Genomic DNA, 20748 nt, shown 5'->3' on the forward strand with positions numbered 1-20748 from the left:
CCGCTCAGTGGGCGGCGTGGGCCAGCTTCTCCAGCTGCTTGTCCGCCACCTCGTGGGGGACCTCGGCCTTCTTGCCCGCGGCGGCCACGTTGAGCGCCATCATCCGGACGACAGTGGAGCCCTTGCGTACGACGACCAGGTGCACCGGCGCGGAGACGCCCTCGGCGGCCGCGGTGGTGGTCCAGCTGATGCTCTCGTCGCCGCCCACCCGGTAGTCGGCCGCCCGCACCTCGGTGTAGGTGCCGGTCTGCTTCTCGACCGTGGCGGAGAACCCTTCGCCGCAGGCCGCCACGGCATCGCGCAGCCGGTCGACCAGACGCTTCGCGTCGGCCTCGGCATAGCTGCTGAGGGAGGCGGAGACCGCGAGGCCGACCTGCTTCTGCGAGCCGATGCCACGGTTCACGGTCTCGCCCGCGGCCGGGTCGGGCTTGTCGCCCATGACGTCCGCCAGCGGCTGGCAGGCCTTCCTGTCGGCCTGCGGCTGGCCGTCCGGTGCCGAGGGGTTCTTGGCCTGTGCCGAGATCTGGTAGCCGGTCAGGTCGCCCTGGACCAGCGCGGCCCGCTCCAGCGGGGTGCCGGCGGGGGTCGCGGCGCCCGGGGCACCGCTCGCGCCGGGGCTTCCGGAGCTCTTGCCCTCGGGGCGGTTCTCCGTGCCGCCGCCGCATCCCGCGGCGAGCAGCAGGGCAGGGACGGTGAGGAGCGCCGCCGCGCCCCTGGCCTTCACGCGCATGATGGTGACCTCATCATCCGGATGTAGAGCGGAAGTTGGGGGCGATGGTGGCACAGTGCACGGTGGGGCACACACCCGGTCGAAAGGGTGTGCGCCCCAGGGTGCCCGCGTTCGAGCGCGGCAACGTCAGCCGAGGGGGCCGCCGAGCGGCACGCCGCCGAGCAGGCCGGTGAGGCCGGCGACCGGGTCGGAGGAGTCGCTCTGGGACACCTGACCGCCCTCGGCGTCCTGGGTGTGGTTCAGGGTGTTCTGGAGCGGACCGGCGACACCCGCGACGGTGCCGAGCGCGTCGGCGACGCCCACGGCCGGGGTCGCGGAGGCGGTGCCGGCGGCGGCCGCGGCGAAGGCGGCGCCGAGGACGGCGACACCGAGGGTCTTGGCAGCTGACTGCTTCATGAAATCCAGTCCTTGCGACGGGGAATTGAGCGGCTCCGCAAACTAGCCATGCCAAACCACGTCCCGCAAACATCCTTAAATACGAGGAAGCGCCCGGGAATTGATTCCCGGGCGCTTCACCGTGTCAGCCGTCCGGCCGCTAGGCGGAGACAGAACCGCTGGTGGAGGCGGTCTGGCGGAAGAGCCACTCCGACTTGAGCTCGGCGTAGCCGGGCTTGATCACGTCGTTGATCATCGCAAGTCGTTCATCGAAAGGAATGAACGCGGACTTCATGGCATTGACGGTGAACCACTGCATGTCGTCGAGCGAATAGCCGAACGTGTCGACCAGGTGCTCGAACTCGCGGCTCATGCTGGTGCCGCTCATCAGCCGGTTGTCGGTGTTGACCGTCAGCCGGAAGTGCAGGCGGCGCAGCAGGCCGATCGGGTGCTCGGCGTACGAGGCGGCCGCACCGGTCTGCAGGTTCGAGGTGGGGCACATCTCCAGGGGGATGCGCTTGTCCCGCACGTACGAGGCCAGGCGGCCCAGCGTCACGCTGCCGTCGGCGGCGACCTCGATGTCGTCGATGATCTTCACGCCGTGGCCGAGCCGGTCGGCGCCGCACCACTGGAGCGCCTGCCAGATCGACGGCAGGCCGAAGGCCTCGCCCGCGTGGATCGTGAAGTGGTTGTTCTCGCGCTTGAGGTACTCGAACGCGTCGAGGTGGCGGGTGGGCGGGAAGCCCGCCTCCGCGCCGGCGATGTCGAAGCCGACGACGCCGTTGTCCCGGTAGCGGTTGGCCAGCTCGGCGATCTCCAGGGCACGGGCCGCGTGGCGCATCGCGGTCAGCAGCGCACCGACGCGGATGCGGTGACCGTTGGCCTTGGCCCGGCGCTCGCCCTCGCGGAAGCCCTCGTTGACGGCCTCGACGACCTCTTCGAGGGTCAGGCCGCCCTCCAGGTGCTGCTCGGGCGCGTAGCGGATCTCGGCGTAGACCACGCCGTCCTCGGCCAGGTCCTCGGCGCACTCGGCGGCGACGCGGAACAGCGCGTCCCGGGTCTGCATGACGGCACACGTGTGCGCGAACGTCTCCAGGTAGCGCGGCAGGGAGCCGGAGTCGGCGGCTTCCCGGAACCAGATGCCGAGCTTGTCGGCGTCGGTCTCGGGGAGGTTCTCGTAGCCCGCCTCGGCGGCCAGCTCGATGATCGTCCCGGGGCGCAGCCCGCCGTCCAGGTGGTCGTGCAGCAGGACCTTCGGGGAGCGGCGGATCTGATCCGGCGTGGGCAGGTTGGGGGTCTCGCTCGTCATCTCCGCACTTTAACGCCTACGCGCGTAGAGCGCTGCGGCAACGGTGTCGGTCGATACGTAACAGTGACCGTGCGGACGGGTGGCGTACACCTCCCGGTCTGAGACTGTTCCGCCATGGATCGGCATGTGGCCCGTCTCGGACGGGCGAACGGCACGGCACGGGCGGTCAGCGGTGTGGTGCTCCTGCTGCCGGGTTCCTCCCCCTTACTCCCCGGTCCCGTCCGGCCACTGGCCCGGGGGCTGGCGCGGGCCGGGGCGGCCGAGGGCCTGGTCACCCACGTCGTGCGGTACGGGGACCGGCGCGGGGACCTGGCCCGTGACGCGGAGTGGGGCGCGGACGAGGCGGTACGGCGCTACGGCGACGTACCGATATGCCTGGCCGGCTTCGGGGCGGGCGGACTGGCGGCACTGCGCGCGGCCGGGCACGGGGCCGTCAACTCGGCCCTGGCACTTGCGCCTTGCGTGCCGGACGGCGAGGCGGGGCCCTCCCCTGAACCGGTGAAACAGCTTTCCGGGCGGCAGGTGTTGATCGTGCACGGCACCGACGACGCCCGCACGGACCCGGAGTTGTCGTTCCGGCTGGCCGCCCGCGCGAAGAAGGCGAACCGCAGCACGGCCCGCTTCGAGGTGCACTCCGACGGCCACGGACTGCGTGAGCACCGGGCCGAAGTGGTGGCCCTGGCCGTGGACTTCGTACTGGGCGCGGTGCTCGCCCGCCGGTACTCGCGCCCGGTGACCGACGCGCTGGCCGCCCCGCCGCCGCTGGGCCTGCGGATGCCGCTGGCCTCGGGCTTCGGCCGCTCGCTGCGGGGATAGGGCGGGCAGGCGCCGGCCCGGCGCCGTGGGTCCTTCGGCCGCGGGCCCGGCCCGATCCGGAGGAAACGGCCTAGCGCCGGCTCGCGACCGGGTGCAGCAGGGCCGACGCGTGGGCGAGCGTGGCGGCCAGGGCCGGGGCGGTGCGCGCCGTGGCCAGGACGTACGCGTGGTGGAAGGAGCCCGAGGGGGGCCGGCGTACCGTCGCCCCGACCGGGATCCTGAGCGTCACCCGGACCACGCCCGGCACCGCGCGGGCCGCGGCCAGCTCCCGCTGCGAGGTCCGGTGCCCCGGCGGGAAGTCCAGGTAGCGCAGGCCCACGTGCGGGGCGCCCGGGCGGCGTACCGGCTCGGGCAGGCCGAGGCCGGCGGCCAGGGCCAGGGCCAGCGGGTCGGTGCCGTGGGCCAGGCGGAACAGGGCGGCCAGCTCCTCGCCGCCGGGCCGGGCATGGGTCTCCACGAGACGGGGGCCGTGCTCGGTGATGATCAGCTCGGTGTGCGAGGGGCCGTCGCGGTGCCCGGTCAGGTCCAGTACGGCGGCCACCAGCCGGTGGACCGCGGCGCGGACCGACGGGCTGAGGGAGTACGGGAGTTCGTGCCCGGTCGCGGCGAGGCGGTCGTCGCCCGCGGGCAGCCGGCGCGCCCAGCCGAGTATCCGGTGCCGGCCGCCGCGCGAGAACGCCTCGACGGTCAGTTCGGGCCCCTCCAGGAACTCCTCCACCACCAGGTCCGTGATCGCCGGGTAGGCCGGCGCGGCGACCACCGCGTCCGCCGGGTCGAGGATCCGGCGGACCCCCTCGCCGTCGGCACCTGCCCGGGGCTTGACCACGCAGGGGTAGCCGATGAGGTTCGCGATGAAGGGCAGCAGGTCGGCGCGCCCGCAGCGGGCGAAGGAGACCGGGCGGCCGCCCAGGCCGTTGACCCGGGCCCGCAGCGAGGCCTTGTCCATCAGGGCGGTGACGGCCGCGGAGGGCGTGCCCGGCAGGCCCAGCTCCTCGTTGGCCCGGGCCGCGGCCAGCGCACTGGCGGCGCCGAAGCCGAAGACCGCGGCGCGCCCGGCGCGCACCTCCGCGAGGCCGCCGAGCGCGCCGACCAGCCGGGGGTGGTCGCGCCAGTCCGTCCGTACCCGCCGCTCCGCCCCCTCACGGTCGGATGGCACGGGCAGGCCGGGCGCGACCACCACGGGCTGTGCGCCGGCCCGGCGGGCCGCCGCCAGCACGGCGGGGCGCGGGCTCAGCAGAACCGCCACTGGCCGTCCTCGTCGCATACCGCGCTCCCCCTTCACGCCGTGCGACCACTCTGCCCCGGTGTCATATGCCGTCGTGGCGGATCCAGGCGTCAGGTTCGCGTCTGACGGGAACACGAGGGGTTTACAAAGCATCGGATACCGGGACCAATACGCATATGCCAGCCGACCTGCCCGCCGGGGTGCCTGACGGGACCCCAGCCGAGCGCTCCGCCGGGACTCCTGCCGAGCGCTCCGTTGAGCCGCCCGCCGAGCCCTCCGCCGAGCCGCCCGCCGGTCCGCCTCCGCCGGAGGACGCGGCGGAGCCGCTGCTGAGCCCGGAGGCCCGGCGCCTGTACGCCTGGGCCGTCGACCGGCACTCCTTCGGCACCCAGGAGGCCGTGTGCGCCTTCGGGGCGGACGCGGACGGCGCGCTGGCCGAGCTGACCGCCGGGCACCTGCTCCAGCGCGCGCCGGGCGGCGGCGACCGCTGGAGCGCCGTGGCGCCGCGGGCGGCGGCGGCCCGGGCGCTGGCCCCGCTGGCGCGGCAGGTCCGGGAGGCGCAGGGCGAGATGGACCGGCTGAGCGCGGCGCTGGAGGCGCTGGTGCCGGCGTACGAGGCGGGCGCGGCGCAGCGGGACGCGGGCCGGGCGGGGCCGCTGGAGCTGGTGACCGACCTGGGCACGGTCCGCGGGATCATCGCGGAGCTGGCGGAGTCCTGCGAGCACGAACTGCTGACCTCGCAGCCGGGTGGCGGGCGGCCGGTCGACGCGCTGGAGGACGCCATCGGGCGGGACGAGTCGATGCTGGCCCGGGGCGTGCGGATGCGGACGATCTACCAGCACACCGCGCGCTACTCGCGGCCCACGGCGGCGTACGTGGAGCGGGTGACGGCGCTGGGGGCGCAGGTCCGCACCCTCGGCGACGGGCTCATGCGGATGATCATCTTCGACCGGCACACGGGGCTGATGGCGGTGCGGGACACGCGGGGCGCGGCGCTGGTGGTGCGGGAGCCGAACGTCGTCCACTTCATGACCGGCGCCTTCGAGCGGTCCTGGCTGGGGGCGGAGCCGTTCCCCACGACGGTGGGTCCCGATCTGGCGCGCTCGATCTCGGACGAGCTGCGGGGGACGATCGTGCGGCTGCTGTCGGAGGGGCTGGAGGACAAGGCGATCGCGCGGCGGCTGGGGATGTCGGAGCGGACGTGCCAGCGGCACATCGCGGAGATCATGCGGGGGGTGGGGGCGAAGAGCCGCTTCCAGGCGGGCTACCTGATCCGTGCCGGGTCGCTCCCGCCGCTGGGGCCGGGTGCCGGTCCCGTGCCGGGTGCCGGTCCCGTGCCGGGTGCCGGTCCCGTGCCGGGGGCGGATTAGGTCCCGCTCCCGTGCCGGGTGCGCCGTCGTTGCCGGGTGCGGGTCCCGTGCCGGTGCCGGTCCCGTGCCGGGTGCGGGCCGTTGCCGGTGCCGTGCCGTGCCGATCGGGTGCGGGGCGTTGTCGGGGGCGGGTCCGTTGCCCTGCGGGGCTGGTCCCCTACCCGCCCTTCCTCCGTTCCCCGGGCTTCGCCCGGACCCCTTCGGGGGCTCCGCCCCCGGACCCCCGCTCCTCAAACGCCGGAGGGGCTTGATTTGCCGGCGGCACTCGATATGCCTGCGGCGCGGATGTGCCGGCGGCACGGGATATGCCTGCGGCGCGGATGCTCTGGTGGCGCGGGATGTGCCTGTGGCGAGGGATGTGTCGGCGGGGGCTGGGTTCGCTCGGCGAAATCCAGCCTCGCCGGCGTTTGAGGCGCGGGGTCCGGGGCGGAGCCCCGGTTCAGGAAGGGGGGGAGTCCCGGTGCGGGGAGGGGTGGAGTCCCGGTGCGGGGAGGGGTGGATTCATTCGGGTGCGGCGGCGGCGTGCGCGTCCCTGAGGAGGGAGCCACGGCGGGAGAGGAGGAAGCGTTTGAAGGCGGCTACCGGTGGGGTGTCGGGGTGGCCGTCGAGCCAGGCGACGCCGATCTCGCGGACGGCCCGCGGGGCGGTGACGGTCAGTTCGACCACCCCCGGCCGCGCCACCGCGGGCGGCGGCAGGAGGGCGACGCCCAGTCCGGCCGCCACCAGCCCGCGGAGCGTCTCGGCCTCCTCGCCCTCGAACGCCACCCGCGGCTTGAAGCCGGCCTCGGCGCACAGGTCGTCGGTGATGCGGCGCAGGCCGTACCCCGGTTCCAGGGTCACGAACGTCTCCTCCGCGGCCTCCGCGAGTCGGATCCGCTTGCGCCCGGCCAGGCGGTGGTCGTCCGGGACGACCAGCCGCAGCCGCTGCTCGTCCAGCCGCCGGGCCACCAGGTCGGGGGCCTCCGGCACGGGGGAGGTCAGGCAGAGGTCCAGTTCGCCGGCCCGGAGGCGTTCGATCATCGCCTCGCCGTAGTTCTGGACGAGGGAGAACCGCACCCCCGGGTGGTCCACCCGGAAGGCCCGGAGCAGGGCGGGTACGGTCTCGGAGCCCATGGTGTGCAGGAAGCCGAAGGCGACCTTGCCGGTGGACGGGTCGGCGTCCGCCCGTACGGAGTCGGCGGCCCGGCCGACCTCGGCGAGGGCCTTCTCGGTGCCGGCGAGGAAGGCGCGCCCGGCCGGGGTGAGGGAGACCGTGCGGCCCTTGCGGGCGAAGAGCGCCACCCCGAGGTCGGCCTCCAGACGGACCATCGCGCGGGACAAGGTCGGCTGGGGGACGGCCAGTTCGTGGGCGGCCCGGGTGACGTGCTCGTGGCGGGCGACCGCCTCGAACCAGGCGAGGCGGGGGGCGAGCAACTGTGTCACCGCAATATCTTCTTCGTAACGGCTCATCGACATCCACCCCTGTGACCTCTGCTCATACGTCAGCGCATCGATTATCCCGAATTCACGCATTGGACGCATGAAATGGGCGGGCCTAGTTTTGAGGCATGCCTCCCGCTCATACCGGGGCACCCAGCACCCTGGGTGCCTCCACCCCGTCGTCCCCCGGCTCGCCCGCCCCCCTCGACCCCGGCGCCCCCGGCTACCGCCGGATGAGCTTCGCGCTCTTCGCCGCCGGACTCGCGGCCTTCGCGCTCCTCTACTCCACGCAGGCGCTGCTGCCCGCCGTCTCCGCCTCCTTCGGGGTGACGGCCGGTCAGGCCAGCTGGACGGTGTCGGCGGCGACCGGCGCGCTCGCGCTGTTCGTCCTGCCGCTGAGCGCCCTGTCGGAGCGGTTCGGCCGGACCCGGATGATGACCGCCTCCCTCGCGGTGGCCGTCGGCGTCGGGCTGCTGGTGCCCTTCGCGCCGAACCTGGAGTGGCTGGTGGCGTTGCGGGCGGTGCAGGGAGCCGCCCTGGCGGGGCTGCCGGCGAGCGCGATGGCGTACCTGGCGGAGGAGGTCAGGCCCAGGGCCCTGGTCGGCGCGATCGGCCTGTTCGTCGCGGGCAACTCCGTCGGCGGGATGAGCGGCCGCCTGGTGACCGGCTGGGCCGCGCAGCTGTGGGGCTGGCGGGCCGGGCTGGCCGCGGTCGGCGTGCTGGCGCTGGCGTGCGCGGTGGTCTTCCGGCTGCTGCTGCCCCGGGCGCGGTTCTTCTCGCCCGCCTCCCTCGACCCGCGCGCGGTGGGCCGTACCGTCGCCGGCCACCTGCGGGACCCGCTGCTGCTGAGGCTGTACGGGATCGGCGCGCTGTTCATGACCGTGTTCGGCGCGGTCTACACGGTGATCGGCTACCGGCTGGTGGACGGGTTCTCGCTGCCGCAGGGCGTGGTGGGCTCGGTCTTCCTGGTCTACCTGGTCGGTACGGCGTCCTCGGCGGCGGCCGGGCAGCTCGTGGCCAGGACGGGCCGGCGCGGCGCGCTGTACCTGGCGGTGTCGACCACGACCGCGGGCCTGCTGCTGTCCCTCTCGGACGCGCTGGCGGCCATCCTGGCGGGGCTGGTGCTGATCACCGCGGGGTTCTTCGCGGGGCACGCGGTGGCGTCCTCGTCGGTGAGCCGCGCGGCGAAGACCGGGCGCGCGCAGGCTTCGGCGCTCTACCAGTCGGCGTACTACCTCGGGTCCAGCGCGGGCGGCACGCTCGGCGCGATGGCCTACCACGCCGCCGGGTGGGGGGCGACGGTCGCGCTGGGGCTCGGCGCCGTGCTGGGCGTCGTGTCGATCACGCTGTACGGGTCCCGGGTGGCCCGGCTGGAGCGTCTGGGCCCGCGTACCGCGTAAGTACGGGCACATCTACGGCCGTTCGCCGCGCAACTGCCCCCGCTCCCCCACGCGTCCAACCCCCGAGACCTATCACGGTGTGCGGGGACGGGAGGACGCGATGGGGGCGTTGGCGGCGATACGCAAGGTACGGACGGGGCGGAAGGTACGGCTGGGACGCAGGGCCGGACTGGCGGGTGCGGTGGCCGCGCTCGCCGCGCCGCTCGCGGTGGTGGCCGGGGGCACCCCGGCACAGGCGGCGTCGTGCAACCTGAGCACGGGCCCCTACCAGTCGCAGGTGGAGAAGTTCCTGGGGCGGCCGGTGGACGGCCGGCAGTCGCTCGCGGACTGCGAGGCCACCAGGGCCTTCCAGGCGAAGCACGGCATCACCCCGACCGTGGGGTACGCCGGGCCGCTCACCTGGCGCACGATGAGCACGATGCTGGCCCAGCGCGCGGCGGGCAACAACCCGAACAAGGCGGGCACCTGCCCGGTGAACCGCGGGCGCATCGCGTGCGTCGACCTGACCCGGCAGCTGAGCTGGATCCAGGACGGCAGGACGCTCAAGTACGGGCCGGTGCCGGTGCGGACGGGCAAGGACGGCACCGAGACCAGGACCGGCCTGAAGAAGATCTACTACCGCAACATCAACCACTGGTCGACGATCTACAAGGTGTGGATGCCGTACTCGCAGTTCTTCGACGGCGGGCAGGCCTTCCACTCCACGAACAAGTCCATGTGGAACCCGCCGGGCTCCGGCGGGTGCGTGAACATGCGGCCCGCGGACGCCAAGGCGTACTGGAACCTGCTCAAGAACGGCGAGGACGTGTTCGTGTACGGGCGGAAGCCGGGCACCTGAGCCTTTCCGGCTGCCGCTGTCAGTGCCCTCGGGTAGGTTCCGGAGGAAAGGACCTACCTGGGGGACGGCAGGCATGAGCGATCTGGCGACACGACCCGAACTCGACGCCGCGATGGAGCAGTACCGGCGGGAACTGACCGGGTACTGCTACCGCATGCTCGGCTCGTCCTTCGACGCGGAGGACGCGGTGCAGGACACCTTCGTGCGCGCCTGGCGCTCGTACGACAGGTTCGAGGGCCGTTCCTCGCTGCGGTCCTGGCTCTACCGCATCGCGACCAACGTCTGCCTGGACCAGCTGAACGCGGGGAACAAGCGGGCCCGCCCGATGGACCTCACCGACCAGGGGCACCAGGCCACCGCGGTGCTCAACAGCCGGCCCGAGGTGACGTGGCTGGAGCCGGTGCCGGACGGGCGGGTGCTGCCGCAGACCGCGGACCCTGCGGAGATGGCGCTGGCCAAGGAGTCCGTGCGGCTGGCCTTCATGGCCGCGCTCCAGCACCTGCCGGCCAAGCAGCGGGCCGTGCTGATCCTGCGCGAGGTGCTGGCCTGGAAGGCGGACGAGGTCGCGGAGCTGCTGGAGACCTCGGTGGCCTCGGTGAACAGCGCGCTCCAGCGGGCGCGGGCCACCATGTCCGCGCAGCAGATCAAGGAGAGCGAGTCGGCCGACCCGCTCGACGAGGAGCAGCGGGACCTGCTGGCCCGGTACCTCTCGGCCTTCGAGGCGTACGACATCACGACGCTGACCACCCTGCTGCACGAGGACGCGGTGCTGTCGATGCCGCCGTACGACCTGTGGATCCAGGGCCCGGCGGAGATCGCCGCCTGGCACCTGGAACAGGGCATCGGCTGCAAGGGCTCGCGGCTCGTCCCGACGACGGCGAACGGCATGCCGGCCTTCGGGCAGTACCGGCCGAGCGCGTCGGGCAGCGGGCACGAGCCGTGGGCGCTGCAGGTGCTGGAGGTGTCAGCCGGGCGGATCACGGGGCTCAACGCCTTCCTCGACACCGCGCGGTGGTTCCCGCTCTTCGGGCTCCCCGAGCGTCTCCCGTAGGCCGGTCAGCTCCAGGAGGGCGGCCAGCGCGGGCGGGGTGCCGGCCAGGCGGAGCCGTCCGCCGTGCCGGCGGGCTGTGAGGGCCAGGCGGGCCAGGGCGTCGAGGGTGGGGAGGCCGGGGCGGGTCAGGGCGCTGAGGTCGCACACGACGGTGTGCGCGCCGCGGCGGTACCGGTCCGCGAGGTCCTGGCACAGGCCCCGTACCGCCTCCGGGGGCACCCCGGGGCCCGGGAGGCTCATCTCTTCCGTGATCGTCACGCAGGGTTGACCGGTGGCGCCGCCGGAACTCATCGGCGGGGGCACCGGAACGCCGGCGGGCCGGGACTCGCGGGTGCGAATCCCGGCCGCCGGCGGCCGGAGGCGCAGGACTACGCGATGCGGTCCAGGACGATCGGCGTTGCCGAGAAGGCGGTGCCGGCCGGGGAGACGTCGTACGAGCCCTCCAGTGCGGAGAGGGCGTACTCGAACTTCTCCGGGGTGTCCGTGTGGAGCGTCATCAGCGGCTGGCCGGCCGTGACGGAGTCGCCCGGCTTGGCGTGCAGCTCGATGCCCGCGCCCGCCTGCACCGGGTCCTCCTTGCGGGCCCGGCCGGCGCCCAGGCGCCAGGCGCCGACGCCCACCGCGTACGCGTCGAGGCGGGTCAGCACGCCCGAGGCCGAGGCGGTCACGACGTGCTGCTCCCGGGCCACCGGCAGGGTCGCGTCCGGGTCGCCGCCCTGGGCGGAGATCATGCGGCGCCAGTGGTCCATGGCGGAGCCGTCCTTCAGGGCCCTGGCCGGGTCGGCGTCCTTGATGCCGGCCGCGTCCAGCATCTCCTTGGCCAGGGCCACGGTCAGCTCCACGACGTCGGCCGGGCCGCCGCCGGCGAGGACCTCGACCGACTCGCGGACCTCCAGCGCGTTGCCCGCGGTCAGGCCGAGCGGGGTCGACATGTCGGTCAGCAGCGCGACGGTCTTGACGCCCGAGTCGGTGCCGAGGCCGACCATGGTGCGGGCCAGCTCGCGGGCGTCCTCGATGTTCTTCATGAAGGCGCCGGAGCCGACCTTCACGTCCAGGACCAGGGAGCCGGTGCCCTCGGCGATCTTCTTGGACATGATCGAGGAGGCGATCAGCGGGATGGCCTCGACGGTGCCGGTCACGTCGCGCAGGGCGTAGAGCTTCTTGTCGGCGGGGGCCAGACCGTCGCCGGCGGCGCAGATGACCGCGCCCGTGGTGTCCAGGACGTGCAGCATCTCCTCGTTCGAGAGCAGCGCGCGCCAGCCGGGGATGGACTCCAGCTTGTCGAGGGTGCCGCCGGTGTGGCCGAGGCCCCGGCCGGAGAGCTGCGGGACGGCCGCGCCGCAGGCGGCGACGAGCGGGGCGAGCGGGAGGGTGATCTTGTCGCCGACGCCGCCGGTGGAGTGCTTGTCCGCGGTGGGGCGGGAGAGGGAGGAGAAGTCCATGCGCTCGCCGCTCGCGATCATCGCGGCGGTCCAGCGGGCGATCTCGCCGCGGTTCATGCCGTTGAGCAGGATCGCCATGGCGAGGGCGGACATCTGCTCATCGGCCACCACGCCGCGCGTGTACGCGTCGATGACCCAGTCGATCTGCTCGGGGCTCAGCTCGCCGCGGTCGCGCTTGGTGCGGATGACGGAGATGACGTCCATGGGATGACTACCTTTCCGGCGGTACTCGTACATCGTCGTACTGATGCGCGACTCTACGCGCATAGAGACTCGGAAACCTGACGGCCCTTCCGCGCTCGGGGCGAAAGGGCCGTCGGGGGTGCTTACTTCAGATGGCCGGGGCCGAAGGCCTGCGGCAGCATCTCGGAGAGCGGCAGGATGCCCTCCGGGGTGTCCACCAGGAGCTCGGGCCCGCCGAACTCGAACAGCAGCTGGCGGCAGCGGCCGCACGGGACGAGCAGGCTGCCCTGGCCGTCCACGCACGTGAAGTGCGTGAGCCGGCCGCCGCCCGTGGCGGCGAGGGTGGAGACCAGCCCGCACTCGGCGCACAGGCCCAGGCCGTAGCTGGCGTTCTCGACGTTGCAGCCGGTGATCGTGCGTCCGTCGTCCACCAGCGCGGCGGCGCCGACCGGGAAGCCCGAGTAGGGGGCGTACGCCCGGGACATCGCGTCCCGGGCGGCGTCCCGCAGGGCCTCCCAGTCGACCGTGCCGGTTGCCGGGGTCACTTGCCCTGGCCCTTGCGGTACGGGAGACCGTCGGCCTTCGGCATGCGCAGGCGCTGTGCCGAGAGGGCGAGCACCAGCAGCGTGGTGACGTACGGCGCGGCGTCGACGAACTGGCTGGGCAGCACGTCGGTGAGCGCGTACCAGGCGAAGACGCCGGCGCCGACGGCCAGCGCGATGCCGGCCTGCCAGTGCTTGCGCTTGTACAGCTGCCAGGCCGCGGCCAGCACGAGCAGGATGCCCACCAGCAGCAGCATCGCGTGGACGTTCTCGGCACCGCCGCGCAGCTTGAGGCTGTCGGTGAAGCCGAAGAGGCCGGCGCCCAGCGCCATGCCGCCCGGCATCCAGTTGCCGAAGATCATCGCGGCGAGACCGATGTAGCCGCGGCCGCCGGTCTGGCCCTCCTGGTAGATGCCGGTGGAGACGATGGCGAGGAAGGCGCCGCCGAGGCCGGCGAGGCCGCCGGAGACGATCACGGCGATGTACTTGTACTTGTACACGTTCACGCCGAGGGACTCGGCCGCGATCGGGTTCTCACCGCAGGAGCGCAGGCGCAGGCCGAAGGAGGTCCGCCACAGCACCCACCAGGTGGCGGGGATCAGCAGCAGGGCCACGACGGTCAGCAGCGACAGCTCGGTGACCAGGCCGCCCAGCACGCCGGCGACGTCCGAGATGAGGAACCAGTGCTTGGCCTGGAGGTCGGCCAGCCAGTCCGAGAGCCCGGGGACCGTGATGTTCGTGATGGGCTCGATGCGCGGGGACTGCTTCGAGGAGCCGCCCTCGGCCTCGGCGAACGTGTAGTTCGAGAGGTACTGGGTCATGCCGACCGCGAGGATGTTCACGGCCACACCGGAGACGATGTGGTTGACGTTGAACGTCACGGTGATGATCGCGTGCAGCAGGCCGCCGAGCGCACCGCCGACGATGCCCAGGACCACACCGGTCCAGGGACCCCACTGGTAGCCGGCCCAGGCGCCGAACCAGGTGCCGAGGATCATCATGCCCTCGAGGCCGATGTTGACCACGCCCGCGCGCTCGGCCCACAGACCGCCGAGACCGGCCAGGCCGATCGGGACGGCGAGCTGGAGCGCGCCGGACACCTGGCCGACGGAGGTCAGGTCGTTGGCGCCGCTGATCAGCCGGACCAGCGACACCAGGGCCAGGCCACCCGCGATGATCAGCAGGATCCACGGCAGGGTCAGCTTCTTGCGGCCGCCGCTCCCCTTGGGCGCGGCGCTCGTCGCGGAGACGGTGCTGGTGCTCACGCCGCGACCTCCTTATCGGTCTTCATGGCGCCACCGGCGGCCAGCTCCTCGCCGACCTTCTGCTGCTGGCGGCGGATGCCGTAGCGGCGGACGAGTTCGTACGAGACGACGACCGCGATCACGATCAGGCCCTTCATGATCGTGGCGATTTCCTTGGCGTACCCGTACTGGTCCAGGGAGGCGGACGCCTTGTCCAGGAACGCGATCAGCAGGGCGCTGAAGAAGATGCCGACCGGGTTGTTGCGGCCCAGCAGCGCGATGGTGATGCCGGTGAAGCCGACACCGACCGGGAACGACAGGCTGTACGTGTGGGTGTCGCCCAGCAGCGTGGGCATGCCGGCCAGACCGGCCACGGCACCCGAGATCAGCATCGAGGTGAGGATCATCTTCTTGGCGTCGACGCCCGAGGCCGCGGCCGCGGACTCGCTGGCGCCGGTGGCGCGCAGGTCGAAGCCGAAGCGGGTCCGGTTGAGGACGAACCAGTAGACGAAGCCGAGGGCGAAGGCGACGAAGGTGAAGCCGTAGATCTCGCCGGAGTCGCCCATGCTGACGGCCGGGAACCAGCCGGCCTCCGGGATGTCACCGGTGGTGAGGTCGTTGGAGCCCTCCGGCTGCACGCCGAGGTTCTTCGGCAGGAGCAGCCAGGCGATCAGGCTGGTCGCGATGGCGTTCAGCATGATCGTCGAGACGACCTCGCTGACGCCCCGCTTGGCCTTGAGCACACCGGCGATGCCGGCCCAGAAGGCGCCGACGCACATCGCGACGACCACGATGAGCAGGATCTGCAGGGGACCGGGCAGCGTCACCGAGGCGCCGACGACGGCCGAGAGCATCGCGGCCAGGCGGTACTGGCCGTCGACGCCGATGTTGAAGAGGTTCATCCGGAAGCCGATGGCGACGGCCAGGGCTGCCAGGTAGTACGTGCCGGTCTGGTTCAGGATCAGGACCTGGACGTCCTCGTAACCGGCGTTCTCGATCATCAGCCGGATCGGCTCGATCGGGTTCACGCCGGTCGCCAGCAGCACCAGCGAGGTCAGGACGAACGCGCTGGCCAGGGCGAGCACCGGTCCGGCGGCGCCCAGGATCAGCTTGTCCTTGTCGATCTTCTTCATCGGCCCTCGTCCTCCGGCGAATCGGCGCCCGCGGCGGAGTCGTTGTTCTCGGTCTCGGTCTGGGTGCCGTTCTCGCCGGCCTCCAGGTGGCCCCGGGCCGCGCCGGTCATGGCGGTGCCCAGCTCCTCCGGGGTGATGGTCGCGGGGTCGGCGTCCGCGACCAGACGACCGCGGTAGATCACGCGGAGCGTGTCCGACAGGCCGATGAGCTCGTCGAGGTCGGCCGAGATCAGCAGGACCGCGAGGCCCTCGCGGCGGGCATCTCGGATCGCGTCCCAGATCTGCGCCTGCGCGCCGACGTCCACACCGCGGGTGGGGTGGGCGGCGATGAGGAACTTCGGGTCGTGGCTCATCTCGCGGCCGACGATCAGCTTCTGCTGGTTGCCGCCGGAGAGCGAGGCCGCGGTGACCTCGATGCCGGGGGTGCGGACGTCGTACTCGCGCACGATCCGCTCGGTGTCCTTGCGGGCCGCCTTCGGGTCGAGGATGCCGCTCTTGGAGTTCGGGCGCTCGGTGACGTGGCCCAGGATGCGGTTCTCCCACAGCGGGGACTCCAGCAGCAGGCCGTGCCGGTGCCGGTCCTCGGGGATGTAGCCGATGCCGCCCTCGCGCCGCTTGCGGGTCGGCGTCGTCGAGATGTCCTTGCCGTCCAGCGTGATGACGCCGCCGTCCGGGATGCTCATGCCCATCAGGGCCTCGATGAGCTCCGTCTGGCCGTTGCCCTCGACGCCGGCGATGCCGAGCACCTCACCCTTGTGGATGGTGAAGTCGATGCCGGCCAGCACCTCGCGGACCACGCCGTCGGGGTCGGTGGCCGTCAGCTTCAGGTCGGAGACCGTCAGCATCGGGGTGGTGGTGACCGTGGACTCGCGGGTCTCGGGCGAGGGCAGCTCGCTGCCGACCATCAGCTCGGCGAGCTGCTTGGTGGTGGCGGTCCTGGGGTCGGCGGTGCCGACCGTGGTGCCGCGCCGGATGACGGTGATGTCGTCGGCGACCTTCAGCACCTCGCCCAGCTTGTGGGAGATGAAGATGACCGTCAGGCCCTCGGACTTGAGCTCCCGCAGGTTGTCGAAGAGCGCGTCCACCTCCTGCGGCACGAGCACGGCGGTCGGCTCGTCGAGGATGAGGATCCGGGCGCCGCGGTAGAGGACCTTGAGGATCTCCACGCGCTGGCGGTCGGCGACACCGAGGTCCTCGACCAGGGCGTCCGGGCGCACGCCCAGGCCATAGGCGTCGGAGATCTCCTGGATCTTCTTCCGCGCCTTGGCGCCGATGCCGTACAGCTTCTCGCCGCCGAGGACCACGTTCTCGAGGACGGTGAGGTTGTCGGCGAGCATGAAGTGCTGGTGCACCATGCCGATGCCGCGGGCGATGGCGTCGCCGGGCGTGTTGAAGGTGACCTGCTCCCCGTCGATGGCGATGGTGCCCTCGTCCGGCTTCTGCATGCCGTAGAGGATCTTCATCAGGGTCGACTTGCCGGCGCCGTTCTCACCGATCAGGGCATGCACGGTGCCCTTGCGGACGGTGATCGCGATGTCCTTGTTGGCGACGACGCCGGGGAAGCGCTTGGTAATGCCGTGCAGTTCTACGGCGGGGGGCGGGCTGGACGCGTTGATGACGCACTCTCCTTGGCGCGAAGGAGCGGGAAGGCAGGGTCTGGCGGTGACGGGGGGCAGGGCTGGGAGGGCGGTGAGAGAAGGTATCGCGTCCACGACACCTCTACGCGCGTAGCTCTGCCGAAAAAGAAAAGATTGAGCCGCAAACGCGGCCCGGGGCCCGGGAGGCGGCACCGCCTGCCTCTCCGGGCCCCGTCTGATCGCGTCCTTACGGAGCGGTCTTGACCTTGATCTTGCCGGCGATGATGTCGGCCTTGGCCTTCTCAACGGCGGCGATGAGCTCGGTCATGCTCTTGTACTGCGGGTTGGAGTCGGCCAGGCCGACGCCGTCCTTGTCCAGACCGTAGCGGACCTCACCGGTCTGCGGGCTGCCGTCCTTGACGGACTTGATCAGGTTGAAGACCGCGTCCGAGACGTCCTTGGTGACGGAGGTCAGGATCTTGTCCTTGTACTTCGCCAGACCGGCCTGGTTGTACTGGTCCGAGTCGACGCCGATGGCCCACTTGCCCGCGGTGGACGCGGCCTCGATGGAGCCCGAGCCGGCGAGACCGGCGGCGGCGTAGACGACGTCGGCACCCTTGGCGATCTGACCCTGGGCGGCGGCCTTGCCGAGGTCCGGCTTGGCGAAGCCCTCGAAGTTCGGCGGCTGCGACAGGTACTGGGTCAGCACCTCGGCCTTGGGGTTGGTGTCCTTGACGCCCTGGACGTAACCGGCCTCGAACTTCTTGATCAGCGGAACCTCGACGCCGCCGATGAAGCCGACCTTGCCGGTCTTGGACGCCTTGGCGGCGGCCACGCCCGCGAGGTAGGAGCCCTGCTCCTCGTTGAAGACCATGTTGGCGACGTTGGCGCCGGTCACCGAGGTGTCGTCGATGATGCCGAAGGTGGTCTTCGGGAACTTCGGGGCGACCTTCTTGATGGCCGGGGCGTAGGCGAAGCCGACGCCGATGACCGGGTTGGCGCCGGAGCGGGCCAGCTCGGTGAGGCGCTGCACCTTGTCGGCGTCGCTCTCACCCTCGGTCGGCTCGGCCTCCTTGACCTTGACCTTCAGGTCGGCCTGGGCCTTCTCGGCGCCCGCGTACGCGGCGTCGTTGAAGGACTGGTCGCCGCGGCCGCCGATGTCGTAGGCGATGGCGGCGGTGGAGGCGGCGGTCGTCGAGTCAGAGGACCCGGCGTCCGTGGACTTCTTGCCACCACAGGCGGTGGCGGTAAGCGCGAGGGCCGCGGACGCGACGCCCACGGTGGCGATCCTGGTGATCCGGCGCAAGGGGAGGCTCCTTCAAAACCTGACCGAAGCGCCACTGACCGGCGCTGGTTTCGCCGCGATCGTAACGCGCGTAGATGTCAGTTAAAGGCCCCTTCAGGAGTCGTTATCGGATCGTCGCGAACCGGACAGTGACCGATCGGTAACCCAACTGGCCCGAAACCTTGTTGCACAAGGCCTTTCCCGGACGTGTACGGCCGGGAAAGGCGCCGTGCGAGATCTACCCGTTGGCCCGGGCGCGGCGGCCGTCGAGCAGGGCCGCGGCCGTGAAGAGCTCGACGCCGGTGGTGATGGCGGACTCGTCCACGTCGAAGTCGCCGCGGTGCAGGTCGCGCTTGACGGGATCGCCCGGAGTGCGGACACCCAGACGGGCCATCGCACCGGGCACGTGCTCCAGGTACCAGGAGAAGTCCTCGCCGCCCAGGCTCTGCTCGGTGTCCTCCACCGAGTGGGCCCCGCAGCGGGCGGCCATGGCGTCGCGGAGCAGTTCGGTCACCACCGGGTCGTTGACGACCGGCGGCACCCCGCGCACGTAGTTGATCTCCGTCTTGGCCCGGTGCATCCCGGCTACCTCGTCGATGGCCGCGTGGATCAGGTCCGGCGCCTCGTGCCACGCGTTCAGGTCCAGGCAGCGCACGGTGCCGCTGAGCTCCGCGGTCATCGGGATGACGTTGCACGCGTGGCCGGAAGCGATCTTGCCCCAGGTGACCGCCAGCCCCGCGCGGGTGTCGACCCGGCGGGCCAGCAGCGCCGGCACGTCCACGGCGACCCGGGCGGCGGCCGTGACCATGTCCGTGGTCAGGTGCGGGCGGGCGGTGTGGCCGCCGGCACCCTCCAGGGTGATCTCCAGGCGGTCGCAGGCCGAGGTGATCGGCCCGGGCCGCAGGCCGATCTTCCCGGCGTCGACACGCGGGTCGCAGTGGACGGCGATCATCTGGCCGACGCCGTCCAGCACCCCGGACTCGATCGCGTCGCTGGCGCCGCCGGGCAGCACCTCCTCCGCGGGCTGGAACAGCAGCCGCACGGGCCTGGGCAGCAGCCCCTGGCGGTGCAGCGCGGCCAGCACCAGGCCGGTGCCGAGGACCACCGTGGTGTGCACGTCGTGGCCGCAGGCGTGCGCCCGGTCGGGGACGGTGGACCGGTACGGGACGCCGACCTTGGCGTCCGGGATGGGCAGGGCGTCGATGTCCGCGCGGAACCCCAGCATCGGCCGCTGGCCGTCCCAGCCGCCAATGTCGCAGATCAGACCGGTCCCGGTCTCCAGTACGCGGGGCCGCAGGCCGGCTTTCTCCAGTCTGGCCTTGATCGCTGCGGTGGTCCGGAACTCCTGGTGGCCCAGCTCCGGGTGCATGTGCAAGTCCCGGCGGAACGCGATCAGTTCGGCTCGCAGGTTCTCCGGGAGCTTGCCGGGCAGCGCGGGTTCGACGGGCTTGCCGGAAAGGACGGTCTGGGACTCGCGGGACATCAACTGGTTCACCCGTTGAAGGGTAGGCGCACCCGGCACCCAACTGGCTGGAGATCAGGAAAAGTTCAGCCCGTTAGGGGAAGAAAAACCGGCTGCTGGGTGCATGACCTATGTGTCAGGGGGGTAAACTCCGCCGCTCACTCGGCCGACACGGCCGTTCACGAAGCCGCACTCGCGGCGAGCCTGCGCACGTCACGGGCGGTGTCGGTGACCCCGGCGAGGAAACTGCGGGCCCTCGGCGAGGCACCTCCGGTGAGCCAGGCGGGGTCGACGTCGCAGACCGCGACGGTCACGCCGGTGCCGCGGAGTGCGTAGGGCAGCGTGTGGACGACCGTGGACGGAAAGCTGACGATCGTACGTCCGATGGGTCCACGCCGTGCGATGAGTTCGAGCGGCAGGTCCGGACGGACGATCTCCAGGCCGGTCGCCTCGCTCAAGGTGCGCAGCTTCTCGGGGCTCTCGCGGCGGTGCGCGAAGTACCGGGTGGCCCCGTAGGCCGCGGCGAGGGAGCGTACGGCGGCCACGTACCGCCCGGGCTCCACGACCCCCGTCTCCACCAGCGAGGTGCCGACCAGGTCGGTGCCCTGGGTGAGCCGGGGCGGCCCGAATGCCGACCGGGTCCAGGCGAACTCGTTCACCCGCAGCTCCACGCCCTCGGGCACGGTGACGGGCATCGAGCTGAAGACCTCCACCCGCCGGCCCGTGCGCGCGGGGGTGAAGCGGCGCCGGGCGGTCGAGGAGACCGGCGCGTACGCGAGCTCCCTGACCTTCCCCGGCAGGCCCTGGGAGCCGACCCGGTGCCAGCGCACCAGCCGCTCGCCCCGCGCGATCTGGCCGGCGAACTCCATGGTGGCCGTGCCGTCGTCCACGACGACCAGCTCAGGCGCCCGCACCAGCGTGAGCAGCAGCTGGACGAAGCGCGAGAAGGGGTCGCCGACCACGATCCGGTCGGCCCGGCGCATGTCGCGGGCCATGGCCCCCACGGCCCGGAAGGGCGCGAGCCGGCCGCCGCGCGCCTCCTGCCACCGCACCTGGTGCCCCTCGTCGCGGGCCAGCGCGGCCATCCGCCGCAGCTGGCCGCGCGACATGGGGTCCACCGGCGGCAGGACCACGATCCGCAGCCCTTCGAGCGGCGGGACGCGGCGCCCGCCGCGGGTGGGCTGGGCGGGCACGGCGCCGAGGAGCGGCCACTCCGCCTGTGCCACCGCCTCCGCATGGGCCCACTCCAGGACGTTCAGGAGCTGTACCGGGCTCTCCACGAGGGCCAGGATGGACGCGTTGCTCTCACTCACCACGTTCTCCTCGTCTGCTGGTCGTGGGGCGGGG

The 20748-nt window shown here is 72.3% G+C and carries 19 protein-coding genes; 5 read left to right on the forward strand and 14 right to left on the reverse strand.

The annotated features are described in order from the left end of the window. Positions 1–4: 4 nt before the first annotated feature. The 3 genes from ACIQUQ_RS11835 to ACIQUQ_RS11845 all read right to left on the reverse strand — a co-directional run bounded on the left by ACIQUQ_RS11835 (position 5) and on the right by ACIQUQ_RS11845 (position 2414). Positions 5–730: a hypothetical protein gene (locus ACIQUQ_RS11835; protein ID WP_403974182.1), complete on the reverse strand. Its 726-nt coding sequence runs from the start codon at positions 728–730 to the stop codon at positions 5–7. Between the two features lie 126 nt (positions 731–856). Further along, entirely contained in the window at positions 857–1126 is a 270-nt protein-coding gene (locus ACIQUQ_RS11840) for a hypothetical protein (RefSeq protein ID WP_403974184.1), read from the reverse strand. A gap of 139 nt (positions 1127–1265) precedes the next feature. Beyond that, positions 1266–2414, reverse strand: coding sequence for an adenosine deaminase (locus ACIQUQ_RS11845; protein WP_399946393.1), 1149 nt, complete (start codon positions 2412–2414; stop codon positions 1266–1268). A 114-nt stretch (positions 2415–2528) separates the two neighbouring features. Here ACIQUQ_RS11845 and ACIQUQ_RS11850 point away from each other — a divergent pair, with 114 nt between their 5' ends. After that, a complete protein-coding gene (locus tag ACIQUQ_RS11850; protein ID WP_403974187.1) occupies positions 2529–3230 on the forward strand; it encodes an alpha/beta hydrolase in 702 nt (233 codons plus the stop codon). A 70-nt stretch (positions 3231–3300) separates the two neighbouring features. Here ACIQUQ_RS11850 and ACIQUQ_RS11855 read toward each other — a convergent pair whose 3' ends face one another. Next, entirely contained in the window at positions 3301–4476 is a 1176-nt protein-coding gene (locus ACIQUQ_RS11855; protein ID WP_403974189.1) for an ATP-grasp domain-containing protein, read from the reverse strand. Between the two features lie 155 nt (positions 4477–4631). Here ACIQUQ_RS11855 and ACIQUQ_RS11860 point away from each other — a divergent pair, with 155 nt between their 5' ends. Then, positions 4632–5825, forward strand: a complete 1194-nt coding sequence (locus ACIQUQ_RS11860) for a LuxR C-terminal-related transcriptional regulator (protein ID WP_403974192.1) — start codon at positions 4632–4634, stop codon at positions 5823–5825. A gap of 501 nt (positions 5826–6326) precedes the next feature. Here ACIQUQ_RS11860 and ACIQUQ_RS11865 read toward each other — a convergent pair. Continuing rightward, positions 6327–7274, reverse strand: a complete 948-nt coding sequence (locus ACIQUQ_RS11865) for a LysR family transcriptional regulator (RefSeq protein ID WP_403974521.1) — start codon at positions 7272–7274, stop codon at positions 6327–6329. Positions 7275–7372: 98 nt separating this feature from the next. Between ACIQUQ_RS11865 and ACIQUQ_RS11870 the strand changes: the two genes are divergently transcribed. The 3 genes from ACIQUQ_RS11870 (at position 7373) to ACIQUQ_RS11880 (ending at position 10533) form a co-directional block, all read left to right on the forward strand. Then, positions 7373–8644: an MFS transporter gene (locus tag ACIQUQ_RS11870; RefSeq protein ID WP_403974195.1), complete on the forward strand. Its 1272-nt coding sequence runs from the start codon at positions 7373–7375 to the stop codon at positions 8642–8644. Between the two features lie 100 nt (positions 8645–8744). Next, on the forward strand, positions 8745–9482 hold the full coding sequence (locus ACIQUQ_RS11875; RefSeq protein WP_403974197.1) for a L,D-transpeptidase: 738 nt from the start codon (positions 8745–8747) through the stop codon (positions 9480–9482). Between the two features lie 73 nt (positions 9483–9555). Continuing rightward, the gene (locus ACIQUQ_RS11880) at positions 9556–10533 is read left to right on the forward strand and encodes a sigma-70 family RNA polymerase sigma factor (RefSeq protein WP_403974200.1); all 978 of its coding nucleotides are present in this window, start codon (positions 9556–9558) and stop codon (positions 10531–10533) included. On the opposite strand, the gene ACIQUQ_RS11885 is transcribed toward ACIQUQ_RS11880, so the two are convergent. The 9 genes from ACIQUQ_RS11885 to ACIQUQ_RS11925 all read right to left on the reverse strand — a co-directional run bounded on the left by ACIQUQ_RS11885 (position 10447) and on the right by ACIQUQ_RS11925 (position 20714). Beyond that, complete coding sequence (locus ACIQUQ_RS11885) at positions 10447–10791, reverse strand: STAS domain-containing protein (protein ID WP_403974202.1); 345 nt, start codon at positions 10789–10791, stop codon at positions 10447–10449. The two genes, ACIQUQ_RS11880 and ACIQUQ_RS11885, sit on opposite strands and share 87 nt — an antisense overlap. A 110-nt stretch (positions 10792–10901) precedes the next feature. Beyond that, positions 10902–12179: a thymidine phosphorylase gene (locus ACIQUQ_RS11890; RefSeq protein WP_403974205.1), complete on the reverse strand. Its 1278-nt coding sequence runs from the start codon at positions 12177–12179 to the stop codon at positions 10902–10904. Positions 12180–12301: 122 nt separating this feature from the next. Beyond that, the gene (locus ACIQUQ_RS11895) at positions 12302–12703 is read right to left on the reverse strand and encodes a cytidine deaminase (protein WP_403974207.1); all 402 of its coding nucleotides are present in this window, start codon (positions 12701–12703) and stop codon (positions 12302–12304) included. After that, positions 12700–13965: an ABC transporter permease gene (locus tag ACIQUQ_RS11900; protein ID WP_403974209.1), complete on the reverse strand. Its 1266-nt coding sequence runs from the start codon at positions 13963–13965 to the stop codon at positions 12700–12702. Before ACIQUQ_RS11900 ends, ACIQUQ_RS11895 begins: the two co-directional genes overlap by 4 nt. Beyond that, a complete protein-coding gene (locus ACIQUQ_RS11905) occupies positions 13962–15077 on the reverse strand; it encodes an ABC transporter permease (RefSeq protein ID WP_403974211.1) in 1116 nt (371 codons plus the stop codon). The genes ACIQUQ_RS11900 and ACIQUQ_RS11905 overlap by 4 nt, the downstream gene beginning before the upstream one ends. Then, positions 15074–16693, reverse strand: coding sequence for an ABC transporter ATP-binding protein (locus tag ACIQUQ_RS11910; RefSeq protein ID WP_403974524.1), 1620 nt, complete (start codon positions 16691–16693; stop codon positions 15074–15076). Before ACIQUQ_RS11910 ends, ACIQUQ_RS11905 begins: the two co-directional genes overlap by 4 nt. 208 nt (positions 16694–16901) lie before the next feature. Further along, positions 16902–17960 carry a BMP family protein gene (locus tag ACIQUQ_RS11915; protein ID WP_403974216.1) on the reverse strand — a complete coding sequence of 353 codons (1059 nt, stop codon included), beginning with the start codon at positions 17958–17960 and terminating at the stop codon, positions 16902–16904. 217 nt (positions 17961–18177) lie between these two features. Then, complete coding sequence (locus ACIQUQ_RS11920; RefSeq protein WP_403974526.1) at positions 18178–19422, reverse strand: amidohydrolase; 1245 nt, start codon at positions 19420–19422, stop codon at positions 18178–18180. Positions 19423–19580: 158 nt separating this feature from the next. Further along, a complete protein-coding gene (locus ACIQUQ_RS11925) occupies positions 19581–20714 on the reverse strand; it encodes a hypothetical protein (RefSeq protein ID WP_403974218.1) in 1134 nt (377 codons plus the stop codon). Positions 20715–20748: the final 34 nt, after the last annotated feature.

Origin of the sequence: Streptomyces sp. NPDC101118 (genome assembly GCF_044759445.1) — a bacterium.
In the GTDB taxonomy this organism is placed as follows: Bacteria; Actinomycetota; Actinomycetes; order Streptomycetales; family Streptomycetaceae; genus Streptomyces.